The following is a 22,435-nucleotide window of genomic DNA, read 5'->3' on the forward strand; positions in this document are numbered from 1 at the left end:
CTGGTCTGATGCACGCAGGCTTTTTTCGCGTGCCCGTGATCAACCTTGCGACTTGTGGATGACGGCTGATGCAGCCATGATTTCACCAGCCCCCCGTTCAAGGATTTCCAATGCCAGACTCCGTTACAGCCCATTTGCGGTTGGCACCTGAAGCTCTCACCCGTCCATTCTCGCCCGAGCAGTTCAACTTCACCAACACCGATGACCTGGAGCCTTTTCGCGGTGTGTTGGGCCAGGAGCGCGCGGTCGAAGCCCTGCAGTTCGGTGTGGCGATGCCGCGCCCCGGTTACAACGTATTTGTCATGGGCGAGCCCGGTACCGGGCGCTTTTCTTTCGTCAAGCGTTACCTCAAGGCCGAAGCCAAACGCCTGGCGACCCCGGCGGATCACGTCTACGTCAATCACTTCGATGAGCCGCGCGAGCCGCGCGCGCTGGAGTTGCCCGCGGGTAGTGCCGGGGCGTTCATCGGCGACATCAATCTGCTGATCGACAACTTGCTGGCGACCTTTCCCGCGGTGTTCGAGCACCCCTCCTACCAGCAGAAGAAGAGCGCCATCGACCGCGCCTTCAACAAGCGCTACGACCAGGCGCTGGATGTGATCGAGCGTTTATCGTTGGAAAAGGGCGTGGCCTTGTACCGCGATAGCAGCAATATCGCCTTCACCCCGATGCTCGAGGGCAAGGCCCTGGATGAGGCGGAGTTCGCCCAGTTGCCGGAGGCCGAGCGCGAGCGCTTCCATATCGACATCTCCACCCTGGAAGAACGGCTCAACGAAGAGTTGGCTAGCCTGCCGCAGTGGAAGCGCGAGTCGAGCAACCAGTTACGCCAGCTCAATGAAGAAACCATCACCGTGGCGCTGCAGCCATTGCTGGCGCCGTTGTCGGAAAAATACGCCGAAAATGCCGGTGTCTGTGCCTACCTGCAAGCGGTGCAGGTCAACCTGCTGAAGACCGTGGTCGACCAGTTGGTCGAAGTAGATAAGGCCGACGCGCAGACTCGCATGCTGCTGGAAGAGCAGTATTGCCCGAGTCTGGTGGTTGGCCATCATGTCGATGGCGGCGCGCCGGTGGTCTTTGAATCGCACCCGACTTACGACAACCTGTTCGGTCGCATCGAATATAACGCCGACCAGGGTGCGCTCTACACCAGCTACCGGCAGCTACGCCCCGGTGCCTTGCACCGCGCCAACGGCGGCTTTCTGATCCTCGAGGCGGAGAAGATGCTTGGCGAGCCGTTCGTCTGGGATGCCCTTAAGCGTGCCCTGCATTCGCGCCAGCTGAAGATGGAATCGCCGCTCGGCGACCTCGGCCGCATCGCCACCGTGACCCTCAATCCGCAGGTTATTCCCTTGCAGGTCAAGGTGATCATCATCGGCGCGCGCCAGCTGTACTACGCGTTGCAGGATCACGACCCGGACTTCCAGGAGATGTTCCGCGTGCTGGTCGACTTCGACGAGGACATTCCCCTGGCCAATGAGAGCCTGGAACAGTTCGCCCAGTTGATGAAGACCCGCACCATGGAAGAAGGCATGGCGCCGCTGACGGCTGCGGCGGTGGCGCGACTGGCGACCTTCAGTGCGCGTCTGGCTGAGCACCAGGGGCGTTTGTCGGCGCGCATCGGCGATCTGTTCCAGCTGGTCAGCGAGGCCGACTTCATTCGCCAGCTGGCCAGTGAGGCGGTCACCGACGTCGGCCATATCGAGCGTGCATTGAAGGCCAAGGCGACCCGTACCGGCCGCGTGTCGGCGCGGATCATCGACGACATGCTGGCGGGGGTTATTCTGATCGACACCGCGGGTGCCGCCGTTGGCAAGTGCAACGGCTTGACCGTGCTGGAAGTCGGCGACTCGGCCTTCGGCGTGCCAGCGCGGATTTCCGCCACTGTCTATCCTGGCGGTTCGGGCATCGTCGACATCGAGCGCGAGGTCAACCTCGGCCAGCCGATTCACTCCAAAGGCGTGATGATCCTCACCGGTTACCTGGGTAGCCGCTATGCCCAGGAGTTTCCCCTGGAAATTTCCGCGAGCATTGCCCTGGAGCAATCCTATGGTTATGTCGACGGCGACAGTGCTTCGCTGGGTGAGGTCTGCACGCTGATTTCCGCCTTGTCGCGTCGTCCGCTCAAGCAGTGTTTTGCCATCACCGGCTCGATCAACCAGTTCGGCGAGGTGCAGGCGGTCGGCGGGGCCAATGAGAAGATCGAAGGCTTCTTCCGCCTGTGCGAGGCCCGGGGGCTGACGGGCGAGCAGGGGGCGATCATTCCGCACTCCAACATCGCCACCCTGATGCTTGATGAGCGCGTGCTGCAGGCGGTGCGGGCCGGGCAATTCCATATCTACGCAGTGCGCCAGGTCGACGAGGCATTGAGCCTGCTGGTCGGCGAAGATGCCGGCACGCCAAACGCCGAAGGCAAATTTCCGCCTGGCAGCGTCAATGCGCGGGTGGTCGAACGCTTACGCGAGATCGCCGAAATCGACATGGGCGAGGATGACAAGGAGGTGAAGAGCGAAGTGCTGGTGGCGCTGCCCAAGGAGAAAAAGCCGCGAGCGAAGAAACCGGCTGCCTGACCCCGCCATGCGTCCGCTGTCTGGCGGGCTGCGGGCGCAACCGGTGGGTCGGGCCAGGTTTCGGCGCGGCCCTGCCGCCTGGGGGGCGGAGGATTTCATCCACACAGTTATCCACAGCGGGCCGGGCTGACTGGCGGCTTCCCTGCGCCGCCCGTACGGGTGTAGGCTGAAGTCCTGGTCACATGAGGGTCGCCATCATGTCACGCAGCCTCTGTCTCACCCGTCAATGTCTGGGTCTGATTACCCGTATCGAGTGTGTGGTATTGCCGCTGGCTGGCGATAAGGGTCTCTGGACATTGATCTGTGCCGCCGGCCTGTCCGGTGCCCAACCCTCTGTCATTAAGGCGCAAGGCCCATTCTGTGGGCCTGTTGTGGCCGAAGGGGTGCTCGCCGGGATTGTCGAAAGCCTGCTGGTTCAGGGTTACAGCGAATGCACCGAGCTGCCGATCTGGCGGCTGCATATCCAGGCCGAACTGCGCCGTATGAATGGCGATCGGTGCGGCCATCAGGGTTGCTTCCAGTTTCAGCCGGATAACTGAGTACCGTCTGATCGTCTTTTGAACAGCCGCCGGCAAGGCCGGTCGTAGCTGGGGTGGCCGCTTTAATCCCGAGCCTGCCCACAAGGTTATCCACAGTTGCTGGGGATAAGCGAAATGCAGCGGTGCCTGCGTGCGCCTTTGTCTGCCGAGGAACGCTGGGTATACTCGCCGGCTGCTTTATTGGCCATTTGCGAGACCCCATGGAACGCTTAATCGAGAACACGATGTACGCCTCGCGCTGGTTGCTGGCGCCAATTTACTTCGGGCTGTCATTGGCGGTGCTGGCGCTGTCGATCAAGTTCTTTCAAGAGGTCTACCACATCCTGCCGGCGATCTTCGCCCTGAGCGAAGCGGATCTGATCTTGCGTCTGTTGTCGTTGATCGACATGGCCCTGGTGGGCGGCTTGCTGGTGATGGTGATGCTGTCGGGCTATGAAAACTTCGTCTCTCAGTTGAATATCAACGAGGGTACCGAAAAGCTCAGCTGGCTGGGCAAGATGGATTCAGGCTCGCTGAAGATGAAGGTGGCGGCCTCGATAGTGGCGATTTCCTCGATTCATCTGCTCAAGGTGTTCATGGATGCCAAGAACTATGATGTCGAGCACCTCAAGTGGTACGTGATCATTCACCTGACTTTCGTCGGCTCGGCGTTCGCCATGGGTTATCTGGATAAGCTGACCAAATACCAAGCCGACTGATCCCGGCCTGCGCCTGACCCGCCGCCCGGCCGTTGCAAAACGGGCGGGCGGTTTGCCTGGTGCCTGGTGCGTCTCGGCTCTTGTGCAGCGACTATCCTTATGGAATCTGTACGAGTCGTTAGCCCGAGGTAAGCCCATGAACCTGCACGACCTTTCCAGTCATGCCCGCGCCGGTCATGTCGAAGAGTTGAACCTGATCTCCCTTGAAGGGGGCAACTATTACCTGCTGGAAGCACGTGTGAGCGGTCAGCCGTTCACGCTTGAAGATGGTCATGGTCACATCCTCCACCTGCGCTCGCTGGAGCATGCCCGCGAGGTACTGCAGCCCCTGCCGCAACTGCCATCGCTGCACCTGGTGCAGGCGCAAGTGCATGACGAAATGTGCGGTATGGCCGATGAGCCGGGGATAAAGTCTGGGCCGACGTCATCGCACTGAAAGCTGGGCCTGTCACTGCCCGGGATTTACGGCGGCACGCGCGCTGGGTGTGGCGGCGGTAGGGCGGTCGATCCAGCTGTGCTAGGCTGGTCGCCCTTTTTTAGCCCCAGCGGAGCCTTTGCATGTCCGAACTCACTCTTTCCACTGACGAAACCCGCGTCAGCTACGGCATCGGTCGTCAACTTGGCGGTCAGTTGCGCGACAATCCGCCGCCGGGTGCCAGCCTGGAAGCCATCATCGCGGGCATCTCCGATGCTTTCGCCGGGCTGCCAAGCCGTGTCAGCGAGGCCGATCTGACGGCCAGCTTCAAGGTAATCCGTGATGTCATGCAGGCTCAGGCTCAGGCCCAGGCCGAAGCCGCGGCAGGCGCCGGTCTGGCCTTCCTCGCCGAGAATGCCAAGCGTGATGGCATCACCGTATTGGCTTCCGGCCTGCAGTACGAAGTGCTGAACACTGGCGCAGGTGCGGTGCCGACGCACGAAGACACCATTCGCGCTCACTACCATGGCACTCTGATCGACGGTACTGTCTTCGACAGCTCCTATGATCGTGGTCAGCCGGCTGAGTTTCCGGTTGGCGGCGTGATCGCTGGCTGGACCGAGGCCCTGCAGCTGATGAATGCCGGCAGCAAATGGCGTCTGTACGTGCCGAGCGAGCTGGCCTACGGCGAGCAAGGCGTTGGCAGCATCCCGCCGCACAGCGTGCTGGTGTTCGACGTCGAGCTGCTGGAAGTTCTCTAAGCGGCGCTCCGTGGGGGGATGACGCTCTGCTCATCCACCCTGCGTTCGTCCCGTCGTCCGGCTGCATCGGCGGACGTGATATCGCTGTGTCACGGGCGCAATGCCCGTGCATAGCAGTAAAGAAACAGGTTGCGCACCAATTCCTTGAGTACCAGCGGCTCGCTGGAGTTCAGCTCATGCAGGTCCAGGTCGCCTTGATCGCGTAGATCATCCAGCGCTTGTTCTTCCAGTACCGCGCAAACTTCGCCGGTGTTGCGATTGAGAATGCGCAGGTAAGGCTGTGGTCGGTCCAGCCAGGCATCGATCAAGTAGGTCATGACTCATCTCCCTTCAAGTGGTCTGATGAGAATAATTCCTATTCAATTAATAGCAAGTACTAATCGCTGCCTCTTGTCGTGCAATAAAAAGCCCGTCGCATGGACGGGCTCTGTTTGCCGCATCAGGCGTCAGTGGGTGCGGGCGACGGCGAAGCGGCTCAGCTCGATCAGGGCATCGCGGTATTCGCTTGCGGGTAGGGCATCGAGGCAGGCGATGGCGCGCTCGGCGTAGTCACGGGCTTGCTGGGCGGTGTAGTCCAGGGCACCGGCGGCTTCCACGGCATTGCGAATGCTTTCCAGATCCTCGATGCCGCCTTTCTGAATCGCCTGGCGCACCAGGGCGGCCTGTTCGGCAGTGCCTTCGCGCATGCAGTAGATCAGCGGCAGGGTCGGTTTACCCTCGGCCAGGTCGTCGCCGACATTCTTGCCCAGGGTCGTGGCATCGCCACGGTAGTCGAGCAGGTCGTCAACCAGTTGGAAGGCCACCCCGAGGTTGTCGCCAAAAGTACGCAGGGCTTCGGTCTGCTCGGCCGAGGCGCCGGCCAGGGCGGCGGCGCTGTGGGTCGAGGCCTCGAACAGCATCGCGGTCTTGCCGCGGATGACTTCCATATAGGTTTCTTCGGTGGTGCTGGCGTCGCGAATCTTCGACAGTTGCAGCACTTCACCTTCGGCGATGACCCGGGTGGCCCGGGAGAGGATCTTCATCACCGGCATCGAGCCGAGTTCGACCATCATCTCGAAGGAGCGCGAATAGAGGAAGTCGCCAACCAGTACGCTAGGGGCGTTGCCCCACTGGGCGTTGGCAGTGCTGCGGCCGCGGCGCATGTCGGACATGTCGACCACATCGTCGTGCAGCAGGGTGGCGGTATGCAGGAACTCGATAGTGGCGGCGAGCAAGCGCAGTCTGTCGTCCTGCAGGCCCAGGGCCTTGCCGCTGAGCAGCACCAGCAACGGGCGCAGGCGTTTGCCGCCAGCGGAAATGATGTAGTCGCCGATCTTTCCCACCAGCGGCACGCGCGAGACGAGTTGTTGGCGGATGATGCCGTCGACGGCGGTGAAGTCATCCGCCACCACATGGTAGAAAGCCTGGGGTTGCATCAGCGGCACGTGCTCCTCATAGGTTGCGCGGCATGCTATGGGGCGGGGTAGGGGCTGTCAAGGCAAGTGGTCGAGGGTGTTGCGTCGTGGCGGTGGCTTGCGTACAATCGCGCACCCTGAACTTCCCCCTGGGTATTTCCCTGACTTACGCAATTGCAAGGGTGTCTTATCCGGCCCCGAGCAGCCATGCCAGCCGATAACTCTTTCTATAAAGCGCTGGGTGAGCAGGATTAACGGAGATTTACCATGTACGCAGTGATTGTTACTGGTGGCAAGCAATACAAGGTCACCGAAGGCGAATTCCTCAAGGTCGAAAAGCTTGAACTCGCCACTGGCGAGGCCATTACTTTTGATCGCGTGTTGTTGGTCGGCAACGGCGACGACGTGCAAATCGGTGCGCCAGTTGTTGAAGGTGCCAAGGTTGTGGCTGAGGTCGTTGCACAAGGCCGTCACGACAAGGTCACCATCATCAAGTTCCGTCGTCGTAAGCACCATATGAAGCGTCAGGGCCACCGTCAGTGGTACACCGAGATCAAAATCACCGGTATTCAAGCCTGATTCGTTTCGGCCTGATCCTCTAATAGGAGTATTGAACTCATGGCACACAAAAAAGCTGGCGGTAGTACCCGCAACGGTCGCGACTCAGAAGCCAAACGCCTTGGCGTGAAGATGTATGGCGGCCAGAAAATCATTCCTGGCAACATCATCGTGCGTCAGCGCGGTACCCAGTTCCACGCCGGTTACGGCGTAGGCATGGGTAAGGATCACACCCTCTTCGCGAAAATCGAAGGCGTGATCAAGTTTGAAGTAAAAGGCGCGTTCAACCGCCGTTACGTGAGCGTCGTTGCCGCTTAATCGCGCGACTGCTGGGAAAGCCCCGTCCTTGCGACGGGGCTTTTTTGTTTCTGTATTCTTGGGGTTCTTGCCAAACTGTCCTGGGCGTAGCGTTCGATTTGAATGCAGGTCAATTTTGCAAGAACCTGGTTTTCTCGTTAGAACCTGTTCAAGGTCTCGCGAGCTAGAGTCCTGCAAGGCAAAAGCAGGCGAGGAAGCGGAGTTTACTGGTGTAAATGAGCATTCCGAGCCTGTTTTTAACGCGGCAGGGCCGACGCGCAGCAGACGTTGAGCCGGTTCTTAGATAACCCGCTTGATTGCGGGAGGCGTACCTATGAAATTCGTCGATGAAGTATCGATTTCTGTAAAGGCCGGTGATGGTGGTAACGGCATGATGAGCTTCCGCCGTGAGAAGTTCATCGAAAACGGTGGTCCCAACGGTGGCGATGGTGGTGATGGCGGCTCGATTTATATCGAGGCTTTTGCGAACCTCAATACCCTGGTGGACTACCGCTATACCCGCCGCTTCCAGGCGCCGAATGGTGACAAGGGTGGTAGTACTGATTGCACGGGAGCCAAGGGTGAGGATCTGATCCTGCCGGTGCCGATTGGTACCACCGTGATCGATGCGGGTACCCAGGAAGTGATTGGCGATCTGGTTCGCGCCGGTCAGCGCCTGCTGGTCGCTCAGGGCGGCTGGCATGGCCTGGGCAACACGCGCTTCAAGTCCAGCACCAACCGTGCGCCGCGGCAGACCACGCCGGGCAAGCCGGGCGATGCGCGCGACCTCAAGCTGGAATTGAAGGTGTTGGCCGATGTCGGCCTGCTCGGTTTGCCGAATGCGGGCAAGAGCACCTTTATTCGCTCCGTTTCGGCGGCCAAGCCGAAAGTTGCCGATTATCCGTTCACTACCCTGATTCCAAACCTGGGCGTGGTCAGTGTCGATCGCTACAAGAGCTTCGTCGTTGCCGACATTCCCGGGCTGATCGAGGGTGCTTCCGATGGCGCCGGTCTGGGCATTCGCTTCCTCAAGCACCTGGCGCGCACCCGTCTGTTGCTGCACCTGGTGGACATGGCGCCACTGGATCTGACCGATCCGGCGGAGTCGGCGGCCACCATCGTCGACGAGCTGACCAAGTTCAGTCCTTCCCTGGCCGAGCGTGAGCGCTGGCTGGTGCTGAACAAGGCCGACCAGATTCTCGACGAAGAGCAGGAGGCGCGTGTCGCCGAAATCGTTGCGCGGATCGACTGGCAGGGCCCGGTCTATGTGATTTCCGCCCTGGCGCGCGAGGGCACCGATCAGCTGTGCTACGACATCATGGATTTCCTCGAGGCTCGCGCCGAGCGGATTCAGGAGAATCCCGAGTTCGCCGCCGAGTTGGCCGAGCTGGATACGCGCATCGAAGACGAGGCGCGCGCTCAGTTGCAGAAGCTCGACGACAAGCGCGCGTTGCGCCGTACCGGGGTCAAGGCTGTCGGTGATGTCGAGGAAGATGACAGCTTCTGGGACGAAGAAGATGATGAGGATGGCCCGGAAATCATTTACGTCCGGGATTAAGCAACTTGTTGAACGCCGCTTAATTGCGGCGTTCTTGTCTTGAGCCGAGTTATTCGTTGGGCGCTTTCTGGCTAAGGTTGGATGATCATGCGTGACAAGGTGACCAGTGCGCGGCGCTGGGTGGTGAAGATCGGTAGTGCATTGCTTACCGCCGATGGGCGTGGTCTGGACCGTGCGGCCATGGCGGTGTGGGTCGAGCAGATGGTGGCCTTGCGTGCGCAGGGTGTGGAGCTGGTGCTGGTGTCCTCGGGTGCGGTGGCGGCGGGCATGAGTCGACTCGGTTGGAGCGCTCGGCCTAAGGCCATGCATGAACTGCAGGCGGCCGCTGCCATTGGTCAGATGGTGCTGATTCAGGCCTGGGAGTCGAGTTTCGGTGAGCATGCGCGGCGCACGGCGCAGATTCTCCTGACCCATGACGACCTGTCGGATCGCAAGCGCTATCTCAATGCGCGCAGCACCTTGCGGACTCTGGTCGAGCTGGATGTGATTCCGGTGATCAACGAGAACGATACGGTGGTCACCGATGAGATTCGCTTTGGCGACAACGATACCTTGGCGGCGTTGGTGGCCAATCTGGTCGAGGCCGATCTGCTGGTCATCCTGACTGATCGCGACGGCATGTATACCGCCGACCCGCGGCATAATCCCGATGCCGAGTTGATTTACGAGGCGCGCGCGGATGACCCGGCGCTGGATGCCGTGGCCAGTGGTGCGGGTGGGGCGCTGGGGCGTGGCGGCATGCAGACCAAGCTGCGCGCGGCGCGGCTGGCGGCCCGTTCCGGTGCGCACACGGTGATTGTCGGTGGCGCCATCGAGCAGGTGTTGGCGCGGCTCAAGGCGGGTGAGCGCCTGGGGACTCTGCTGGCGCCCGAGCGGGGTCTGCTGGCGGCACGCAAGCAGTGGCTGGCCGGGCATCTGCAGACCCGTGGCACCCTGGTGCTGGATGCGGGGGCGGTCAAGGCCTTGGCGACCGGGCGCAAGAGTCTGTTGCCGGTTGGGGTTCGGGCGCTCCAGGGGAGCTTCCGGCGTGGCGAGATGGTGATCTGTGTCGATCCAGAGGGGCGTGAAATCGCCCGTGGCCTGGCCAATTACAGTGCGCTCGAGGCGCAGAAAATCATCGGTCAGTCGTCGGATGCCATCGAAAGGTTGCTCGGTTACATCGATGAGCCCGAGTTGATCCATCGAGATAATCTGATTCTGGTCTGAGGGTGTAGTAATGCGAATGCTCAAGGGATTGCTGGGTGCGCTGATGGTGCTGCCGATGTACGCATCGGCCGAGCAGATAGGTGAAGTGTCCACGGTGTTCAAGTTGATGGGGCCGAACGACAAGATCGTGGTCGAGGCCTTCGATGATCCCAAGGTGGCGGGTGTCACCTGCTATCTGTCGCGCGCCAAGACCGGTGGGGTCAAGGGTGGCCTGGGCCTGGCGGAGGATCGTGCCGAGGCCTCGATCGCCTGTCGTCAGGTCGGGCCGGTCAGCTTCAGGGATGAGCTGGAAGAGGGCGAAGAGGTGTTTCGCGAGCGCACCTCGCTGGTGTTCAAGACCATGCAGGTGGTGCGTTTCTTCGATGAAAAGCGCAACACCCTGGTCTATCTGGTGTACAGCGATCGAGTGATCGAGGGCAGTCCGCAGAACGCGGTAACCGCTATTCCGATCATGCCCTGGCCGGAAAAGCGCTGAGCCTGCTCATGTCTCGAGTCTGGGTGATCCGTGTGGCTGCCGATGGGTATCGCTACGCTCCATCCTAAAAAGCACTGAGGCTGCCCCTCCGCAGGATGGCGTTGAGCGCAGCGATACCCATCACAACGATCTGCGGCTAATCAATAAAGCCCGGCGGTTGCACAGCCGCTCGATGGGTATCGCTGTGCTCAAACCTACGCGGCCCGCCACATTCTACGAAAGCGCTACGACTGCCGCATCCCGTGAAAGCCTCCAGCCCATGGGCGCCGGTTGTGCGTTGAGGGTGAGTCGCTAGCCGTTTCGCAGGCAATAAAAAACCGACCATGAGGTCGGTTTTTTAAGAACAAGCAGTAAAGCGCGAATCGCTTATTAGGCGGCTGCGGCTTCGCTGAGGGCCTTGATGTGGCCATTCAGGCGGCTTTTATGACGCGCTGCTTTGTTCTTGTGGATGATGCCTTTGTCGGCCATGCGGTCGATGATCGGCACAGCCAGGGTGTAAGCGGTTTTTGCTACGTCAAGATCTTTGGCGTCGATAGCCTTGACCACGTTCTTGATGTAGGTACGGACCATGGAGCGCTGGCTGGCGTTATGGCTACGACGCTTCTCAGCCTGTTTGGCGCGTTTTTTGGCAGAAGGTGTATTGGCCACCGTCAAGCTCCTCGAAATCTGGGGTTACTAACAAATAAGGCCGCGAATCATGCCGAGGCCTCTGCTCATTGTCAAGCCTATTGGCTTGGATCTTCTTGCTGTCTGTCGGCTGGTCGCCAACAATCGACGGCACACCGCTTGCTCTACCCAGTATCCATGCGGGTCGGTAAACTCGGCGACCTTTTCTAAGGGGTTACATATGTCCGAGCGTACCGGGAAGGGCGGCTTGTTACGTTCCAGCGCGGTGGTCAGTGTAATGACCCTGTTATCGCGTGTGTTGGGCATGATACGCGATATGGTGGTTGCCGCCTATTTCGGTTCGGGTTCGGCGGCCGATGCGTTCTTCATTGCCTTCAAGATTCCCAACTTTCTGCGCCGGTTATTTGCCGAGGGTGCCTTTGCCCAGGCGTTTGTCCCGGTGCTTTCGGAATACCGGACGCAACGCAGTCTGGCCGAGGTCAAGCAGCTGGTCGACCGCACCGCGGGCTACCTGGGGCTGACGTTGACCGCACTGACCTCCCTGGGGGTGGTGGGCTCGCCTTATCTGATCATGCTGTTCGCGCCCGGTTTCCGCAGCGATCCGGCCAAGCTCGCGTTGGCGGGGGACCTGCTGCAGATCACCTTTCCCTATTTGCTGCTGATTTCGCTCACGGCCTTTTCTGGCGGGATATTGAACGCCTACGGGCGTTTCGCCGTGCCCTCGTTTACCCCGGTACTGCTGAATATCTGCATGATCGGCGCGGCCATTTACCTGACGCCCTATTTCGACCAGCCGATCATGGCGCTGGCCTGGGGGGTGCTGATCGCCGGGGTTGCCCAGTTGCTGTTCCAGTTGCCGTTCCTGGCCCGGATCAAGTTGCTGCCCACGCCCAAGGTGCACCGCGACGAGGGTGTGCGGCGGATCATGCTGTTGATGGTGCCGGCGCTGTTCGGGGTGTCGGTCAGCCAGATCAACCTGCTGCTCGATACCGTGCTCGCCTCATTGCTGCAGACCGGCAGCGTGTCCTGGCTGTATTACGCCGACCGTCTGTCCGAACTGCCCCTGGGGGCGTTCGGTATCGCCATTGGTACGGTGATTCTGCCGAGTCTGTCGCGCCAGCACGCCGGCGATGATCCCAAGGCATTTTCGGCCACCATCGACTGGGCCTTGCGCATGGTGTTGCTGCTCGGGGTGCCGGCGGCGCTGGCACTGGCGATCCTGGCCGAGCCCTTGATCGCCACGTTGTTTCATTACGGGGCGATGACCGAGCGTGACGTGCTGCAGTCGGCCGCCGCGCTTCGGGCCTATTCGCTTGGCGTGCTGGCCTTCATGTTGATCAAGGTGCTGGCGCCGGCGTTCTTCGCTCGGCAGGACCTGAAAACCCCGGTGCGGATCGCGATCATCTGCATGGTGGCGAACATGGTGTTCAACCTGATTTTGATCTGGCCCTTGAAGCATGTTGGCCTGGCGCTGGCGACCTCGCTGTCGTCGTTACTCAATACCGTGCTGCTGTTCTGGGGGCTGTACAAGATTGGCGTGTATCGCCCTGCGCCGGGCTGGGGTTTGTATGGCCTGCGCCTGTTGGGCGCCTGTGCGGCCATGGTGGCACTGGTCTGGTGGTTGAATGTGGCGCCGGCCGAGTGGTTCGTCTGGGGCTGGCAGCAGCGCGTGCTCTGGTTGAGCCTGCTGGTCGGCGGCGGTCTGCTGGCGTTTGTCGCGGCCTTGCTGGCGTTGGGGCTGCGCCTGCGGCATCTGCGTCATTGATCCACTAGTGGCCTCTTGTGGCTGGGTTTGAGTGCGGCATTGTGCTTGTCTGCCGATCGCCCCTACGCCCGAGGGCCGAGCATGGGTATAATCGGCCACTTTATGAGCAAGAAGCGCGTTATGCAGCTGGTTCGAGGCCTACACAACCTGCGGCCCCAGCATCGGGGCTGTGTCGCCACTATTGGCAATTTCGACGGCGTCCATCGTGGCCATCAGGCCATTCTGGCGCGTTTGCGTGAGCGCGCGGCCGAGTTGGCGCTGCCCAGTTGCGTGGTGATTTTCGAGCCGCAGCCGCGCGAGTTCTTTGGCCCCGACACGGCGCCAGCGCGCCTGACGCGTTTGCGCGACAAGCTCGCGTTGCTGGCCGCCGAAGGTGTCGATCGGGTGCTGTGCCTGAGCTTCAATCCGCGTTTGCGCGAGTTGAGCGCCGCCGAGTTCGTGCAGAAAGTCCTGATCGAGGGGCTGGATGTGCGGCATCTGGAGGTCGGTGACGACTTCCGCTTCGGTTGCGACCGGGTCGGCGACTTCGCCTTTCTGGAGCAAGCCGGTGAGCGCCACGGCTTTACCGTCGAGGCTGCCGCCACGGTCGAGCTGGATGGCCTGCGCGTCAGCAGTACCGGGGTGCGCGAGGCCCTGGCCGCGGGCGACTTCGCCTTGGCCGAACACCTGCTCGGACGTCCATTCCAGATCGCCGGTCGCGTACTGCACGGGCAGAAGCTGGGGCGCCAGCTGGATGCGCCGACCGCCAATGTGCAGCTCAAGCGCAAACGCGTGCCACTGACCGGGGTGTACCTGGTCAGCACCGAAGTGGACGGTCAGCCGTGGCCAGGCGTCGCCAATATCGGCGTACGCCCGAGCGTGGCCGGCGATGGCAGTGCCCACCTCGAAGTGCATTTGTTGGATTTTGCCGGTGATCTGTATGGCCGGCGTTTGACGGTGGCATTCCACCACAAGCTGCGTGAAGAGCAGCGTTTCGCCTCCCTCGAGGCACTGAAGACGGCAATTGCTGCCGATATTGCCGCCGCCCGTGCCCATTGGCAGGGTCAACCGCTTAAGTGAAGAGCCTGAAATGACCGACTACAAAGCCACGCTAAATCTGCCTGATACCAAGTTCCCGATGAAGGCCGGCCTGCCGCAGCGCGAGCCGCAGATTCTGCAGCGCTGGAACGACATGGGTCTGTATCAGAAGCTGCGGCAGCTGGGCGAAGGCCGGCCTAAGTTCGTCCTGCACGACGGCCCGCCCTATGCCAACGGCAGCATTCATATCGGTCATGCGGTCAACAAGATCCTCAAGGACATCATCACCCGCTCCAAGACCCTGTCCGGTTATGACGCCCCCTATGTGCCGGGCTGGGACTGTCACGGCCTGCCGATCGAGCACAAGGTCGAAACCACCTTTGGCAAGAATCAGCCGTCCGACCTCACCCGCGAGCGCTGCCGTACCTATGCCGGCCAGCAGATTGAAGGGCAGAAGGCCGACTTCATCCGCCTCGGTGTGCTCGGCGACTGGAGCAACCCGTACAAGACCATGGACTTCGCCAACGAGGCCGGCGAAATCCGCGCCCTGGCCGAGATGGTCAAGCACGGCTTCGTGTTCAAGGGCCTGAAACCGGTCAACTGGTGTTTCGACTGTGGCTCGGCGCTGGCCGAAGCCGAAGTCGAATACCAGGACAAGAAATCCGACGCCATCGACGTCGCTTTCCCGGTCGAAGATGCCGACAAGCTGGCCGCCGCCTTCGGCCTGGCCAGCCTGAGCAAGCCCGCCAGCATCGTCATCTGGACCACCACGCCCTGGACCATCCCGGCCAACCAGGCGCTCAACGTGCATCCCGAGTTCAACTATGCCCTGGTCGATACCGGCGACAAGCTTCTGCTGCTGGCCGAAGAGCTGGTCGAAAGCAGCCTGCAGCGCTATGGCCTGCAGGGCGAGGTGCTCGCCATCGCCAAGGGCGAAGCGCTCGAGCTGATCCGTTTCCGCCATCCGTTCTACGAGCGTTTCGCCCCGGTCTACCTGGCCGATTATGTCGAGCTGAGCGCGGGCACCGGCATCGTCCATTCGGCGCCGGCCTACGGCGAAGACGACTTCCGCTCCTGCAAGGGTTACGGCATGAGCAATGACGACATTCTCAGCCCGGTGCAGAGCAATGGCGTCTACGTCGAAGCGCTGCCGTTCTTCGGTGGTCAGTTCATCTGGAAGGCCAACCCGGCGATCGTCGCCAAGCTCGACGAAGTCGGCTGCCTGCTCAAGCACGAAGTCATCCAGCACAGCTACATGCACTGCTGGCGGCACAAGACCCCGCTGATCTACCGCGCCACCGCGCAGTGGTTCGTCGGCATGGACAAGCAGCCCAACGAAGGCGACACCCTGCGCGAGCGGGCCTTGGCCGCCATCGAGCAGACCGCCTTCGTGCCGGCCTGGGGCCAGGCGCGGCTGCACAGCATGATCGCCGGCCGGCCGGACTGGTGCATCTCGCGCCAGCGCAACTGGGGCGTGCCGATCCCGTTCTTCCTGCACAGGGAGAGCGGTGAGCTGCACCCGCGCACCGCCGAGCTGATGGAGGCCGTCGCGCTGCGCGTCGAGCAGGCGGGCATCGAAGCCTGGTTCAAGCTGGATGCCGCCGAATTGCTCGGCGACGAGGCCGCGCAGTACGACAAGATCAGCGACACCCTGGACGTCTGGTTCGACTCCGGCACCACCCACTGGCACGTGCTGCGCGGTTCCCATCCGCTCGGTCATGCCACTGGCCCGCGCGCCGACCTCTACCTGGAAGGCTCCGACCAGCACCGCGGCTGGTTCCATTCCTCCCTGCTCACCGGCAGCGCCATCGACGGTCACGCGCCCTACAAGGAGCTGTTGACCCACGGCTTCGTGGTCGACGAGAACGGCCGCAAGATGTCCAAGTCGCTGGGCAACGTGGTTGCTCCGCAGGAAGTCAACGACAGCCTGGGTGCCGACATCCTGCGCCTGTGGGTGTCGTCCACCGACTACTCCGGCGAAATGGCCGTGTCCAAGCTGATTCTGCAGCGCAGCGCCGATTCCTACCGGCGGATTCGCAACACCGCACGCTTCCTGCTTTCCAACCTCAGCGGTTTCGACCCGGCGCAGCATGTGCTGCCCGCCGCGGACATGCTCGCCCTGGATCGCTGGGCGGTGGATCGTGCCCTCTTGCTGCAGCGTGAGATCGAGGAAGCCTACGACAGCTACCGCTTCTGGAACGTCTACCAGAAGGTGCACAACTTCTGCGTGCAGGAGCTGGGCGGTTTCTACCTCGACATCATCAAGGACCGCCAGTACACCACCGCCGCCGACAGCGTGGCGCGGCGTTCCTGCCAGACCGCGTTGTTCCATATCGCCGAGGCGCTGGTGCGCTGGATCGCCCCGGTGTTGTCCTTCACCGCCGACGAGCTGTGGCAGTACCTGCCGGGCGAACGCAACGAATCGGTGATGCTCAACGGCTGGTACCAGGGCCTGAGCGAGCTGCCACAAGATCTCGAGATGAGCCGCGAGTTCTGGGAGCGGGTCATGGCGGTCAAGGTCGCGGTCAACAAAGAGATGGAAAACCTGCGTGCGGCCAAGGCCATCGGCGGCAACCTGCAGGCCGAGGTGACCCTCTACGCCGAAGACAGCCTGATTGCCGACCTGAACAAGCTCGGCAACGAGCTGCGCTTCGTGTTGATCACATCCACTGCCAGCCTGGCGCCGCTAAGCAGTGCGCCGAGCGATGCGGTGGTGACCGAAGTGCCGGGCCTCAAGCTGAAAGTGCTCAAGTCCGGCCACGCCAAGTGTGCACGCTGCTGGCATCACCGCGAAGACGTCGGGGTCAACCCGGCTCATCCGGAGATCTGTGTCCGCTGCGTGGACAACATCGAAGGCGCCGGCGAGGTTCGTCACTATGCGTGATGCCCTGCGTACCGTTGCCCAGGAAGGCAGAGCATGAGCGCCCGCTTCGGCCGGTTGCCCTGGCTGTGGCTGAGCCTGCTGGTGTTCGTGATCGATCAGGCCAGCAAGTTTTACTTCGACAACGCGCTGACCCTGTACCAGCAGATCGTGGTGATTCCCGATTACTTCAGCTGGACCCTGGCCTACAACACCGGTGCGGCGTTCAGCTTCCTGGCTGGCGCCTCGGGCTGGCAGCGCTGGCTGTTCGCCTTGATCGCCATCGTCGTCAGCGCCGTGCTGGTGGTCTGGCTCAAGCGCCTGAAACCGGACGAAACCTGGCTGGCCATGGCGCTGGCGCTGGTACTCGGCGGCGCGCTGGGCAACCTGCTCGACCGGGTGATATTCGGCCATGTGGTCGACTTCATCCTGGTGCACTGGCAACACCGCTGGTACTTCCCGGCCTTCAATATAGCGGACTCCGCCATTACCCTCGGCGCCATCCTCTTGGCGCTGGATATGTTCAAAAGCAACAAGTCCGGAGAAACCACCCCATGACTGATGTACGTATCGGCCCGGACAGGGAAGTCACCCTGCACTTCGCCCTCAAGCTGGAAAACGGCGACGTGGTCGACAGCACGTTCGACAAGCAGCCCGCCACCTTCAAGGTCGGCGACGGCAATTTGTTGCCGGGTTTCGAGTCCGCATTGTTCGGCTTCAAGGCGGGCGACAAGCGCACCGTGCAGGTGTTGCCTGAACATGGCTTCGGCCAGCCCAACCCACAAAACGTGCAGATCATGCCGCGTAGCCAGTTCAAGGACATGGAGCTCTCCGATGGCTTGCTGGTGATCTTCAACGACGCCGCCAATGCCGAGCTGCCGGGCGTGGTCAAGGTCTTCGACGACAACCAGGTGACCATCGACTTCAATCACCCGCTGGCCGGCAAGACCCTGAGCTTCGACGTCGAGATCATCGCGGTCAAGGCGCTCTGAGGCTCTAGCTGCAGGGTGAACCCGGTTCCTTCTGTGTCGATGGCGACAGGTCCGTCTCGGCAATCCCCGGCGGTTGCCACGCGGAGCCTGGGATCGTACAGGCGTCCCGCGTTACACTCTTCATCCTCAAGTTTCCGCGTGCCGAGAGCCACCATGCATATCAAACTCGCCAATCCCCGCGGCTTCTGCGCCGGTGTCGACCGCGCCATCGAAATCGTCAACCGTGCCCTGGAAGTCTTCGGGCCGCCGATCTATGTGCGTCATGAAGTGGTGCACAACAAGTTCGTGGTCGAGGACCTGCGCGCACGCGGCGCCATCTTCGTCGAAGAGCTGGATCAGATCCCCGACGACGTCATCGTCATCTTCAGCGCCCACGGCGTATCCCAGGCCGTGCGCAATGAGGCCGAGCAGCGCGGCCTGAAGATCTTCGACGCCACCTGTCCCCTGGTGACCAAGGTGCACATGGAAGTGGTGCGCTACAGCCGCGAAGGTCGCGAATGCATCCTGATCGGCCACGCCGGCCACCCGGAAGTCGAAGGCACCATGGGCCAGTATGTCGCCAGCAACGGCGGCGCCATCTACCTGGTGGAAGACGAGGCCGATGTCGAGCGCCTGCAGGTGCACAACCCGGAGGCACTGGCCTTCGTCACCCAGACCACCTTGTCGATGGACGACACCAGCAAGGTCATCGACGCCCTGCGCGCCAAGTTCCCGGCCATCGGCGGGCCACGCAAGGACGACATCTGCTACGCCACCCAGAACCGCCAGGATGCGGTCAAGCAACTCGCCGCCGAGTGCGACGTGCTGCTGGTGGTCGGCAGCCCCAACAGCTCCAACTCCAACCGCCTGCGCGAACTGGCCGAGCGCATGGGCACCCCGGCCTACCTGATCGACGGCGCCGAAGACCTCAAGCGCGAATGGTTCGACGGCGTTGCCGGCATCGGCATCACCGCTGGCGCCTCGGCCCCAGAAGTGCTGGTGCGCGGCGTCGTCAGTCAATTGCAAGCCTGGGGTGCGACAGGCGAGAGCGAACTGGCCGGGCGGCCGGAGAATGTTACCTTCTCCATGCCCAAGGAATTGCGCGTTCAGCAGCTTTGACCGCCGGAGTTGGGCTTAGCGAATAGGGCGGTCCGGGTGGCGTTCCGCTCGGAGCGCAGCGACAGCCGGCCAACGTCGGTGCCACACCGCCGAACCAGGGCGCACTGCCTGCGGGTAGGGCGGTCCGGGCGGCGTTCCGATCGGCGCGAAGCGACAACCCGCCAGCTTGTATGTCGCGCCTGTGACCCATTGCACGCCGTCCGTGCTCGCATGTCGCTTCAGCAATAATCCGGCTCATCCCTGGCCCGTCTCAACCTGCCGCTGGCGCTCAACACCAAACGCCTGACCGCCTGTTTGCCGGTCGCGTGACAGAGCGTCAGCGTTCCCGCCTGAAAGGCCCCGCCCAGCAGCTTGGCGTTGCCCAGCGGGGTGTAGCGCACATAGCGCCGGACCGGCGTATTGCCCTTGGCGATCACCCCCGTGGGCAGCGACGGCTCCTGCCTGAGCAAGGGCTCGCCTTCATCGAGTTGACCGTTGTTGTCCAGGTCGACGAACACCCGCCAGCCACTGGCCCAGTCGCCATCGACGTTGTCGACCAGCACCGGCTGGCGTCGCTTGATCGATTCGCTGCGGGCCAGGGACAGGTTCGCCGCCAGGGTATTGCTGGCACTGACCAGCTGTTGATTGCCCAGGAACTGCTGCGCTCCCGGCACGCCGACAGTCGCCAGCAGCGTAAGGATGCTCAGTGAGGTAAGCAGTTCGACAAGGGTGAAACCGTAGGCGTGGCGGTACATGGCGTCCGTGCCTCTTTCTTGAGTTACCCTGCCATCCTGGTAGGGAGTGTGCCGGTCGTCTCCGTCCCGGCTCCGGTGGTCGCGCCGGCCGGGGTGTTTTCCACGTCCGGCCTATAAGCTCTAGCCGGGAAACCGCTTTTTGCAAGGCGAGCGCGTAAGAAGAGCAAGAAATGGCCAAGGAAAGCGGCCGAGTAAAGCTGCTAGATTCGCCTGAATCGATGGACATGGCCGTCCGTAAGTGGAAAAGCGCCAACTGTCGAAACTCCGCACTGGTTAGCGGTATTCCAGTGCAATGATTCGTACCCTACCGGCGCATGGGTAGGGCATGTGACTGAAACCGAGCGCGAGAGGGAATATGGTGAAGCGAACTGGGCAGCGGGGTTTTAGCCTGATCGAGTTGATGACCGTGATTGTTATCATCGGCATTCTGGCGGCGATTGCCATACCGAACTATCAGGCATACATCATCAAGAGCAACCGCGCCGCAGCGCAGGCGGCGATGATGGATATCGCCAACCGCGAACAACAACTGCTGCTAGCTAACCGCGCCTATGTTGCCGCGGCTGATGCCGCCGCTTTTCAAGCCAGTACCGGATACGTGTTACCTGCCGACGTGTCCGCTAAATATGGCTTCAAGATCGTCCTGGGTGCGGGGGCGGAGCCTTCCTTTACGATCACATTCGTACCGACGGGGGGACAGGCCGGCGATGGTAATCTGACGCTCAATAGTCAAGGGGCCAAGACGCCACCGGAGAAGTGGTGACCATGCTTATGCCGCTAATCAGACGTAACCAGCGCGGCGTCACCCTGATCGAGGTGCTGGTCACCGTGATTATTCTTTCCATCGGTTTGCTGGGTATCGCGGGGTTGCAGTCGCGGTTGCAGCAGTCCGAGATGGAGGCCTATCAGCGCTCCCAGGCTCTGTTGCTGCTCAACGACATGACCAATCGCTTAGCCACTAATCGCGCGAAGGCGATTACCTATGAAACCAGCCTGGATGGTATTGGTGTTGGTTCAGTCTGTGAAACAGGCACTGCCACCCAGCAACAAGTGGACGCGGGTGAGTGGTGTAATTCTTTGCAGGGGGCGGCGGAGCTGGATGGCACTAGCAAGCTTGGTGCCATGATTGGTGGGCGCGGTTGTGTCGAGGTTTTGGGCGGTGGTTCTTATCGGGTAAGTGTGGCATGGCAGGGGCTTGCGCCTTTGTCGGTGCCCGCCAACTCCGCCTGTGGTGCCGGAAAATACAATGGGGCGTTTGGCTCAAGTTGCACTGCGGATCTGTGCCGGCGTGCAGTGAGCACCATAATCAGGGTGGCTGACTTGAAATGAAAACACAGAGCCAGAAATTACCAATAGCACGTCGGGTGCCCAAAGCTGCCCGAGGCTTTAGCCTCATTGAGCTGATGGTGGCCATGATTATCAGCTTGCTGATCATGGGCGCGATACTCACGCTCTTTCTCGATGTCACCCGCACCAACGACGAAATGGCCAAGACCAATGTGTTGATCGAGAACGGACGTTTTTCATTGCAGCTCATGCAGTCGGATGTTCAGCACGCAGGCTTTTGGGGGGAGTTAGACAATAATATCGATCCACCAACGGCTATCCCCGATCCTTGTGCGGTTGCTGGCTGGAACGCGGCTTATAAGACCAACCTTATCGGTATTCCAGTGCAATCCTTTCCTGATGCTACGGGGCTGGCAGGTTGTGGCGTGACGGGCGTATTGGCCAACAGCGATGTGTTGATGGTGCGTCACGCCAATACCTGTGTGAAAGGTGCGACGGGTTGTGATGGTGGTAGCGATACGGGTTGGCATATTCAGGTCTCGGGGTGCCGAAATGTCGGCACAGAAGATCCATACGTGATTGATAAGACGACTTTTCCCCTAAGAACCAAGACTTGCAGTTTGACTCCGCCGATCGACCTTGCGCCACAGCGCAAGGTCGTATCGAAACTCTATTACCTGGCTAACAGTGGCGGTGTGCCTACGCTGATGCGCGTAGAACTAGTCAATGGCGCCTATGCCGATCCACAACCCCTGATTGAGGGGGTAGAGAGTTTTCGCGTTGAACTTGGGCTGGACACCAAGGGTAAAAACGGACTTCCTATCAGTGCAAGTAACCCCGGCGATGGCAGTGCGGATGAGTTCAAGCGCTGTACTGCGCTGACCCCTTGCGTGCTGGATGACTTGGCCAATGTGGTGGCAGTCAAACTTTATGTACTGGTACGCAATACAGTAGCGACGCGTGGTTATACAGATACAAAGGCATACCAGCTAGGCAGCATAGCGGTTGCCGCGGCCAATGACGGTTTCAAGCGTCACGTATTTTCCACTACCGTACGACTAGTCAACCCTTCAAGCCGCCGGGAGATCCCATGAGTAAAAGCGCTCAGAGATATGCTCAGCAAGGTGCAACCCTTATTGTGGGTTTGATCATGCTGCTGCTGCTTACGCTGATGGTTAGCAGTGCATTTATGTTAAGCGGGGTTAATCTCTCGGCTGTGAATAACTTACAGTTGCGAGATGAGGCAACTGCTGCGGCTAATGCGGCGCTTGAAGAAGTACTCAGCTCATCGACAACCTTCACCGCGCCGGCGGCTCAAAGCATTACTGTAGGGCAGGACACTGTAAGTGTGGCGCCTGCTGTGTGCATACGGGCAGTTGATGTTAAAACTGACAGTAGCGCTGACGCAACGCCGAACATACTTATAGAAGGTACGCCAGGTTCTGGTGGCGCGACGGGCTACCAAGACACTTATTGGAATATTGTGGCCACTGTCGATAATGCCGCAACCGGCGTTAATGTGGCGGTGAACCAAGGTGTGAAAATCAGGCTCCCGGCTAGTCCTAATCCGTGTCCTTAATTTGACCA

The 22,435-nt window shown here is 61.0% G+C and carries 24 protein-coding genes; 20 read left to right on the plus strand and 4 right to left on the minus strand.

Going from position 1 to position 22,435, the window contains the following annotated elements; translation table 11 throughout:
- Positions 1-110: 110 nt before the first annotated feature.
- The 5 genes from PH586_RS01665 to PH586_RS01685 all read left to right on the plus strand — a co-directional run bounded on the left by PH586_RS01665 (position 111) and on the right by PH586_RS01685 (position 4,980).
- Positions 111-2,567 (plus strand): Lon protease family protein, encoded by a 2,457-nt coding sequence (locus PH586_RS01665; protein WP_271346032.1) that lies wholly within the window; start codon positions 111-113, stop codon positions 2,565-2,567.
- Between the two features lie 197 nt (positions 2,568-2,764).
- Positions 2,765-3,106 carry a PA4575 family protein gene (locus PH586_RS01670; protein WP_271346033.1) on the plus strand — a complete coding sequence of 114 codons (342 nt, stop codon included), beginning with the start codon at positions 2,765-2,767 and terminating at the stop codon, positions 3,104-3,106.
- 200 nt (positions 3,107-3,306) lie between these two features.
- The gene (locus PH586_RS01675; protein ID WP_271346034.1) at positions 3,307-3,804 is read left to right on the plus strand and encodes a TIGR00645 family protein; all 498 of its coding nucleotides are present in this window, start codon (positions 3,307-3,309) and stop codon (positions 3,802-3,804) included.
- Positions 3,805-3,940: 136 nt separating this feature from the next.
- Positions 3,941-4,240, plus strand: a complete 300-nt coding sequence (locus tag PH586_RS01680; RefSeq protein WP_271346035.1) for a DUF6482 family protein — start codon at positions 3,941-3,943, stop codon at positions 4,238-4,240.
- 122 nt (positions 4,241-4,362) lie between these two features.
- Positions 4,363-4,980 carry an FKBP-type peptidyl-prolyl cis-trans isomerase gene (locus PH586_RS01685; RefSeq protein WP_271346036.1) on the plus strand — a complete coding sequence of 206 codons (618 nt, stop codon included), beginning with the start codon at positions 4,363-4,365 and terminating at the stop codon, positions 4,978-4,980.
- A gap of 89 nt (positions 4,981-5,069) precedes the next feature.
- Here PH586_RS01685 and PH586_RS01690 read toward each other — a convergent pair whose 3' ends face one another.
- Positions 5,070-5,297, minus strand: a complete 228-nt coding sequence (locus PH586_RS01690; RefSeq protein WP_271346037.1) for a PA4570 family protein — start codon at positions 5,295-5,297, stop codon at positions 5,070-5,072.
- Positions 5,298-5,426: 129 nt separating this feature from the next.
- Positions 5,427-6,395 carry a polyprenyl synthetase family protein gene (locus PH586_RS01695; protein ID WP_271346038.1) on the minus strand — a complete coding sequence of 323 codons (969 nt, stop codon included), beginning with the start codon at positions 6,393-6,395 and terminating at the stop codon, positions 5,427-5,429.
- Positions 6,396-6,641: 246 nt separating this feature from the next.
- Between PH586_RS01695 and rplU the strand changes: the two genes are divergently transcribed.
- The 5 genes from rplU to PH586_RS01720 all read left to right on the plus strand — a co-directional run bounded on the left by rplU (position 6,642) and on the right by PH586_RS01720 (position 10,468).
- Positions 6,642-6,953: a 50S ribosomal protein L21 gene (rplU, locus tag PH586_RS01700; RefSeq protein WP_090502086.1), complete on the plus strand. Its 312-nt coding sequence runs from the start codon at positions 6,642-6,644 to the stop codon at positions 6,951-6,953.
- A 39-nt stretch (positions 6,954-6,992) separates the two neighbouring features.
- On the plus strand, positions 6,993-7,250 hold the full coding sequence (rpmA, locus tag PH586_RS01705) for a 50S ribosomal protein L27 (protein WP_003176049.1): 258 nt from the start codon (positions 6,993-6,995) through the stop codon (positions 7,248-7,250).
- 313 nt (positions 7,251-7,563) lie between these two features.
- Positions 7,564-8,787, plus strand: coding sequence for an Obg family GTPase CgtA (gene cgtA / locus PH586_RS01710; RefSeq protein ID WP_238040058.1), 1,224 nt, complete (start codon positions 7,564-7,566; stop codon positions 8,785-8,787).
- A gap of 87 nt (positions 8,788-8,874) precedes the next feature.
- Positions 8,875-9,993, plus strand: coding sequence for a glutamate 5-kinase (gene proB / locus PH586_RS01715; protein ID WP_271346040.1), 1,119 nt, complete (start codon positions 8,875-8,877; stop codon positions 9,991-9,993).
- A gap of 10 nt (positions 9,994-10,003) precedes the next feature.
- Positions 10,004-10,468, plus strand: a complete 465-nt coding sequence (locus PH586_RS01720) for a CreA family protein (protein ID WP_271346041.1) — start codon at positions 10,004-10,006, stop codon at positions 10,466-10,468.
- 369 nt (positions 10,469-10,837) lie between these two features.
- Here PH586_RS01720 and rpsT read toward each other — a convergent pair whose 3' ends face one another.
- Positions 10,838-11,116 carry a 30S ribosomal protein S20 gene (gene rpsT, locus PH586_RS01725; RefSeq protein ID WP_172143820.1) on the minus strand — a complete coding sequence of 93 codons (279 nt, stop codon included), beginning with the start codon at positions 11,114-11,116 and terminating at the stop codon, positions 10,838-10,840.
- A gap of 199 nt (positions 11,117-11,315) precedes the next feature.
- Here rpsT and murJ point away from each other — a divergent pair, with 199 nt between their 5' ends.
- The 6 genes from murJ (at position 11,316) to ispH (ending at position 18,827) form a co-directional block, all read left to right on the plus strand.
- Complete coding sequence (gene murJ, locus PH586_RS01730) at positions 11,316-12,860, plus strand: murein biosynthesis integral membrane protein MurJ (RefSeq protein WP_271346042.1); 1,545 nt, start codon at positions 11,316-11,318, stop codon at positions 12,858-12,860.
- Positions 12,861-12,980: 120 nt separating this feature from the next.
- Complete coding sequence (gene ribF / locus PH586_RS01735; RefSeq protein ID WP_271346043.1) at positions 12,981-13,919, plus strand: bifunctional riboflavin kinase/FAD synthetase; 939 nt, start codon at positions 12,981-12,983, stop codon at positions 13,917-13,919.
- Positions 13,920-13,929: 10 nt separating this feature from the next.
- Positions 13,930-16,761, plus strand: coding sequence for an isoleucine--tRNA ligase (gene ileS, locus PH586_RS01740; protein ID WP_271346044.1), 2,832 nt, complete (start codon positions 13,930-13,932; stop codon positions 16,759-16,761).
- A gap of 33 nt (positions 16,762-16,794) precedes the next feature.
- Positions 16,795-17,295 carry a signal peptidase II gene (gene lspA / locus PH586_RS01745; RefSeq protein WP_271346045.1) on the plus strand — a complete coding sequence of 167 codons (501 nt, stop codon included), beginning with the start codon at positions 16,795-16,797 and terminating at the stop codon, positions 17,293-17,295.
- Positions 17,292-17,729 (plus strand): FKBP-type peptidyl-prolyl cis-trans isomerase, encoded by a 438-nt coding sequence (locus PH586_RS01750; RefSeq protein WP_271346046.1) that lies wholly within the window; start codon positions 17,292-17,294, stop codon positions 17,727-17,729. The genes lspA and PH586_RS01750 overlap by 4 nt, the downstream gene beginning before the upstream one ends.
- Positions 17,730-17,882: 153 nt before the next feature.
- Positions 17,883-18,827: a 4-hydroxy-3-methylbut-2-enyl diphosphate reductase gene (gene ispH, locus PH586_RS01755; RefSeq protein ID WP_271346047.1), complete on the plus strand. Its 945-nt coding sequence runs from the start codon at positions 17,883-17,885 to the stop codon at positions 18,825-18,827.
- 218 nt (positions 18,828-19,045) lie between these two features.
- Here ispH and PH586_RS01760 read toward each other — a convergent pair whose 3' ends face one another.
- Positions 19,046-19,561, minus strand: coding sequence for a GspH/FimT family pseudopilin (locus PH586_RS01760; protein ID WP_271346048.1), 516 nt, complete (start codon positions 19,559-19,561; stop codon positions 19,046-19,048).
- A 355-nt stretch (positions 19,562-19,916) separates the two neighbouring features.
- On the opposite strand from PH586_RS01760, the gene PH586_RS01765 reads away from it, so the two are divergent.
- The 4 genes from PH586_RS01765 to PH586_RS01780 are packed head-to-tail and all read left to right on the plus strand — an operon-like array spanning position 19,917 to position 22,427.
- Positions 19,917-20,324, plus strand: a complete 408-nt coding sequence (locus tag PH586_RS01765) for a type IV pilin protein (protein WP_271346049.1) — start codon at positions 19,917-19,919, stop codon at positions 20,322-20,324.
- A gap of 2 nt (positions 20,325-20,326) precedes the next feature.
- The gene (gene pilV, locus PH586_RS01770) at positions 20,327-20,890 is read left to right on the plus strand and encodes a type IV pilus modification protein PilV (RefSeq protein ID WP_271346050.1); all 564 of its coding nucleotides are present in this window, start codon (positions 20,327-20,329) and stop codon (positions 20,888-20,890) included.
- Positions 20,887-21,942 (plus strand): PilW family protein, encoded by a 1,056-nt coding sequence (locus PH586_RS01775; RefSeq protein ID WP_271346051.1) that lies wholly within the window; start codon positions 20,887-20,889, stop codon positions 21,940-21,942. The genes pilV and PH586_RS01775 overlap by 4 nt, the downstream gene beginning before the upstream one ends.
- The gene (locus PH586_RS01780) at positions 21,939-22,427 is read left to right on the plus strand and encodes a hypothetical protein (protein WP_271346052.1); all 489 of its coding nucleotides are present in this window, start codon (positions 21,939-21,941) and stop codon (positions 22,425-22,427) included. Before PH586_RS01775 ends, PH586_RS01780 begins: the two co-directional genes overlap by 4 nt.
- Positions 22,428-22,435 lie beyond the last annotated feature (8 nt).

Origin of the sequence: Pseudomonas aestuarii (assembly GCF_027988105.1) — a bacterium.
GTDB classification, from domain to species: Bacteria; Pseudomonadota; Gammaproteobacteria; order Pseudomonadales; family Pseudomonadaceae; genus Aquipseudomonas; species Aquipseudomonas aestuarii.

Bases quoted from the DNA above. Each gene is read 5' to 3' on its own strand.
- ispH (WP_271346047.1), top strand. From the start codon at position 17,883: ATGCATATCAAACTCGCCAATCCCCGCGGCTTCTGCGCCGGTGTCGAC.
- lspA (WP_271346045.1), top strand. From the start codon at position 16,795: ATGAGCGCCCGCTTCGGCCGGTTGCCCTGGCTGTGGCTGAGCCTGCTG.
- PH586_RS01665 (WP_271346032.1), top strand. From the start codon at position 111: ATGCCAGACTCCGTTACAGCCCATTTGCGGTTGGCACCTGAAGCTCTC.
- ribF (WP_271346043.1), top strand. From the start codon at position 12,981: ATGCAGCTGGTTCGAGGCCTACACAACCTGCGGCCCCAGCATCGGGGC.
- proB (WP_271346040.1), top strand. From the start codon at position 8,875: ATGCGTGACAAGGTGACCAGTGCGCGGCGCTGGGTGGTGAAGATCGGT.
- PH586_RS01780 (WP_271346052.1), top strand. From the start codon at position 21,939: ATGAGTAAAAGCGCTCAGAGATATGCTCAGCAAGGTGCAACCCTTATT.
- cgtA (WP_238040058.1), top strand. From the start codon at position 7,564: ATGAAATTCGTCGATGAAGTATCGATTTCTGTAAAGGCCGGTGATGGT.
- PH586_RS01750 (WP_271346046.1), top strand. From the start codon at position 17,292: ATGACTGATGTACGTATCGGCCCGGACAGGGAAGTCACCCTGCACTTC.
- PH586_RS01775 (WP_271346051.1), top strand. From the start codon at position 20,887: ATGAAAACACAGAGCCAGAAATTACCAATAGCACGTCGGGTGCCCAAA.
- murJ (WP_271346042.1), top strand. From the start codon at position 11,316: ATGTCCGAGCGTACCGGGAAGGGCGGCTTGTTACGTTCCAGCGCGGTG.
- PH586_RS01765 (WP_271346049.1), top strand. From the start codon at position 19,917: ATGGTGAAGCGAACTGGGCAGCGGGGTTTTAGCCTGATCGAGTTGATG.
- pilV (WP_271346050.1), top strand. From the start codon at position 20,327: ATGCTTATGCCGCTAATCAGACGTAACCAGCGCGGCGTCACCCTGATC.
- PH586_RS01760 (WP_271346048.1), bottom strand. From the start codon at position 19,561: ATGTACCGCCACGCCTACGGTTTCACCCTTGTCGAACTGCTTACCTCA.
- PH586_RS01675 (WP_271346034.1), top strand. From the start codon at position 3,307: ATGGAACGCTTAATCGAGAACACGATGTACGCCTCGCGCTGGTTGCTG.
- PH586_RS01680 (WP_271346035.1), top strand. From the start codon at position 3,941: ATGAACCTGCACGACCTTTCCAGTCATGCCCGCGCCGGTCATGTCGAA.
- rpmA (WP_003176049.1), top strand. From the start codon at position 6,993: ATGGCACACAAAAAAGCTGGCGGTAGTACCCGCAACGGTCGCGACTCA.
- PH586_RS01690 (WP_271346037.1), bottom strand. From the start codon at position 5,297: ATGACCTACTTGATCGATGCCTGGCTGGACCGACCACAGCCTTACCTG.
- PH586_RS01670 (WP_271346033.1), top strand. From the start codon at position 2,765: ATGTCACGCAGCCTCTGTCTCACCCGTCAATGTCTGGGTCTGATTACC.
- rplU (WP_090502086.1), top strand. From the start codon at position 6,642: ATGTACGCAGTGATTGTTACTGGTGGCAAGCAATACAAGGTCACCGAA.
- PH586_RS01695 (WP_271346038.1), bottom strand. From the start codon at position 6,395: ATGCAACCCCAGGCTTTCTACCATGTGGTGGCGGATGACTTCACCGCC.
- PH586_RS01685 (WP_271346036.1), top strand. From the start codon at position 4,363: ATGTCCGAACTCACTCTTTCCACTGACGAAACCCGCGTCAGCTACGGC.
- PH586_RS01720 (WP_271346041.1), top strand. From the start codon at position 10,004: ATGCGAATGCTCAAGGGATTGCTGGGTGCGCTGATGGTGCTGCCGATG.
- ileS (WP_271346044.1), top strand. From the start codon at position 13,930: ATGACCGACTACAAAGCCACGCTAAATCTGCCTGATACCAAGTTCCCG.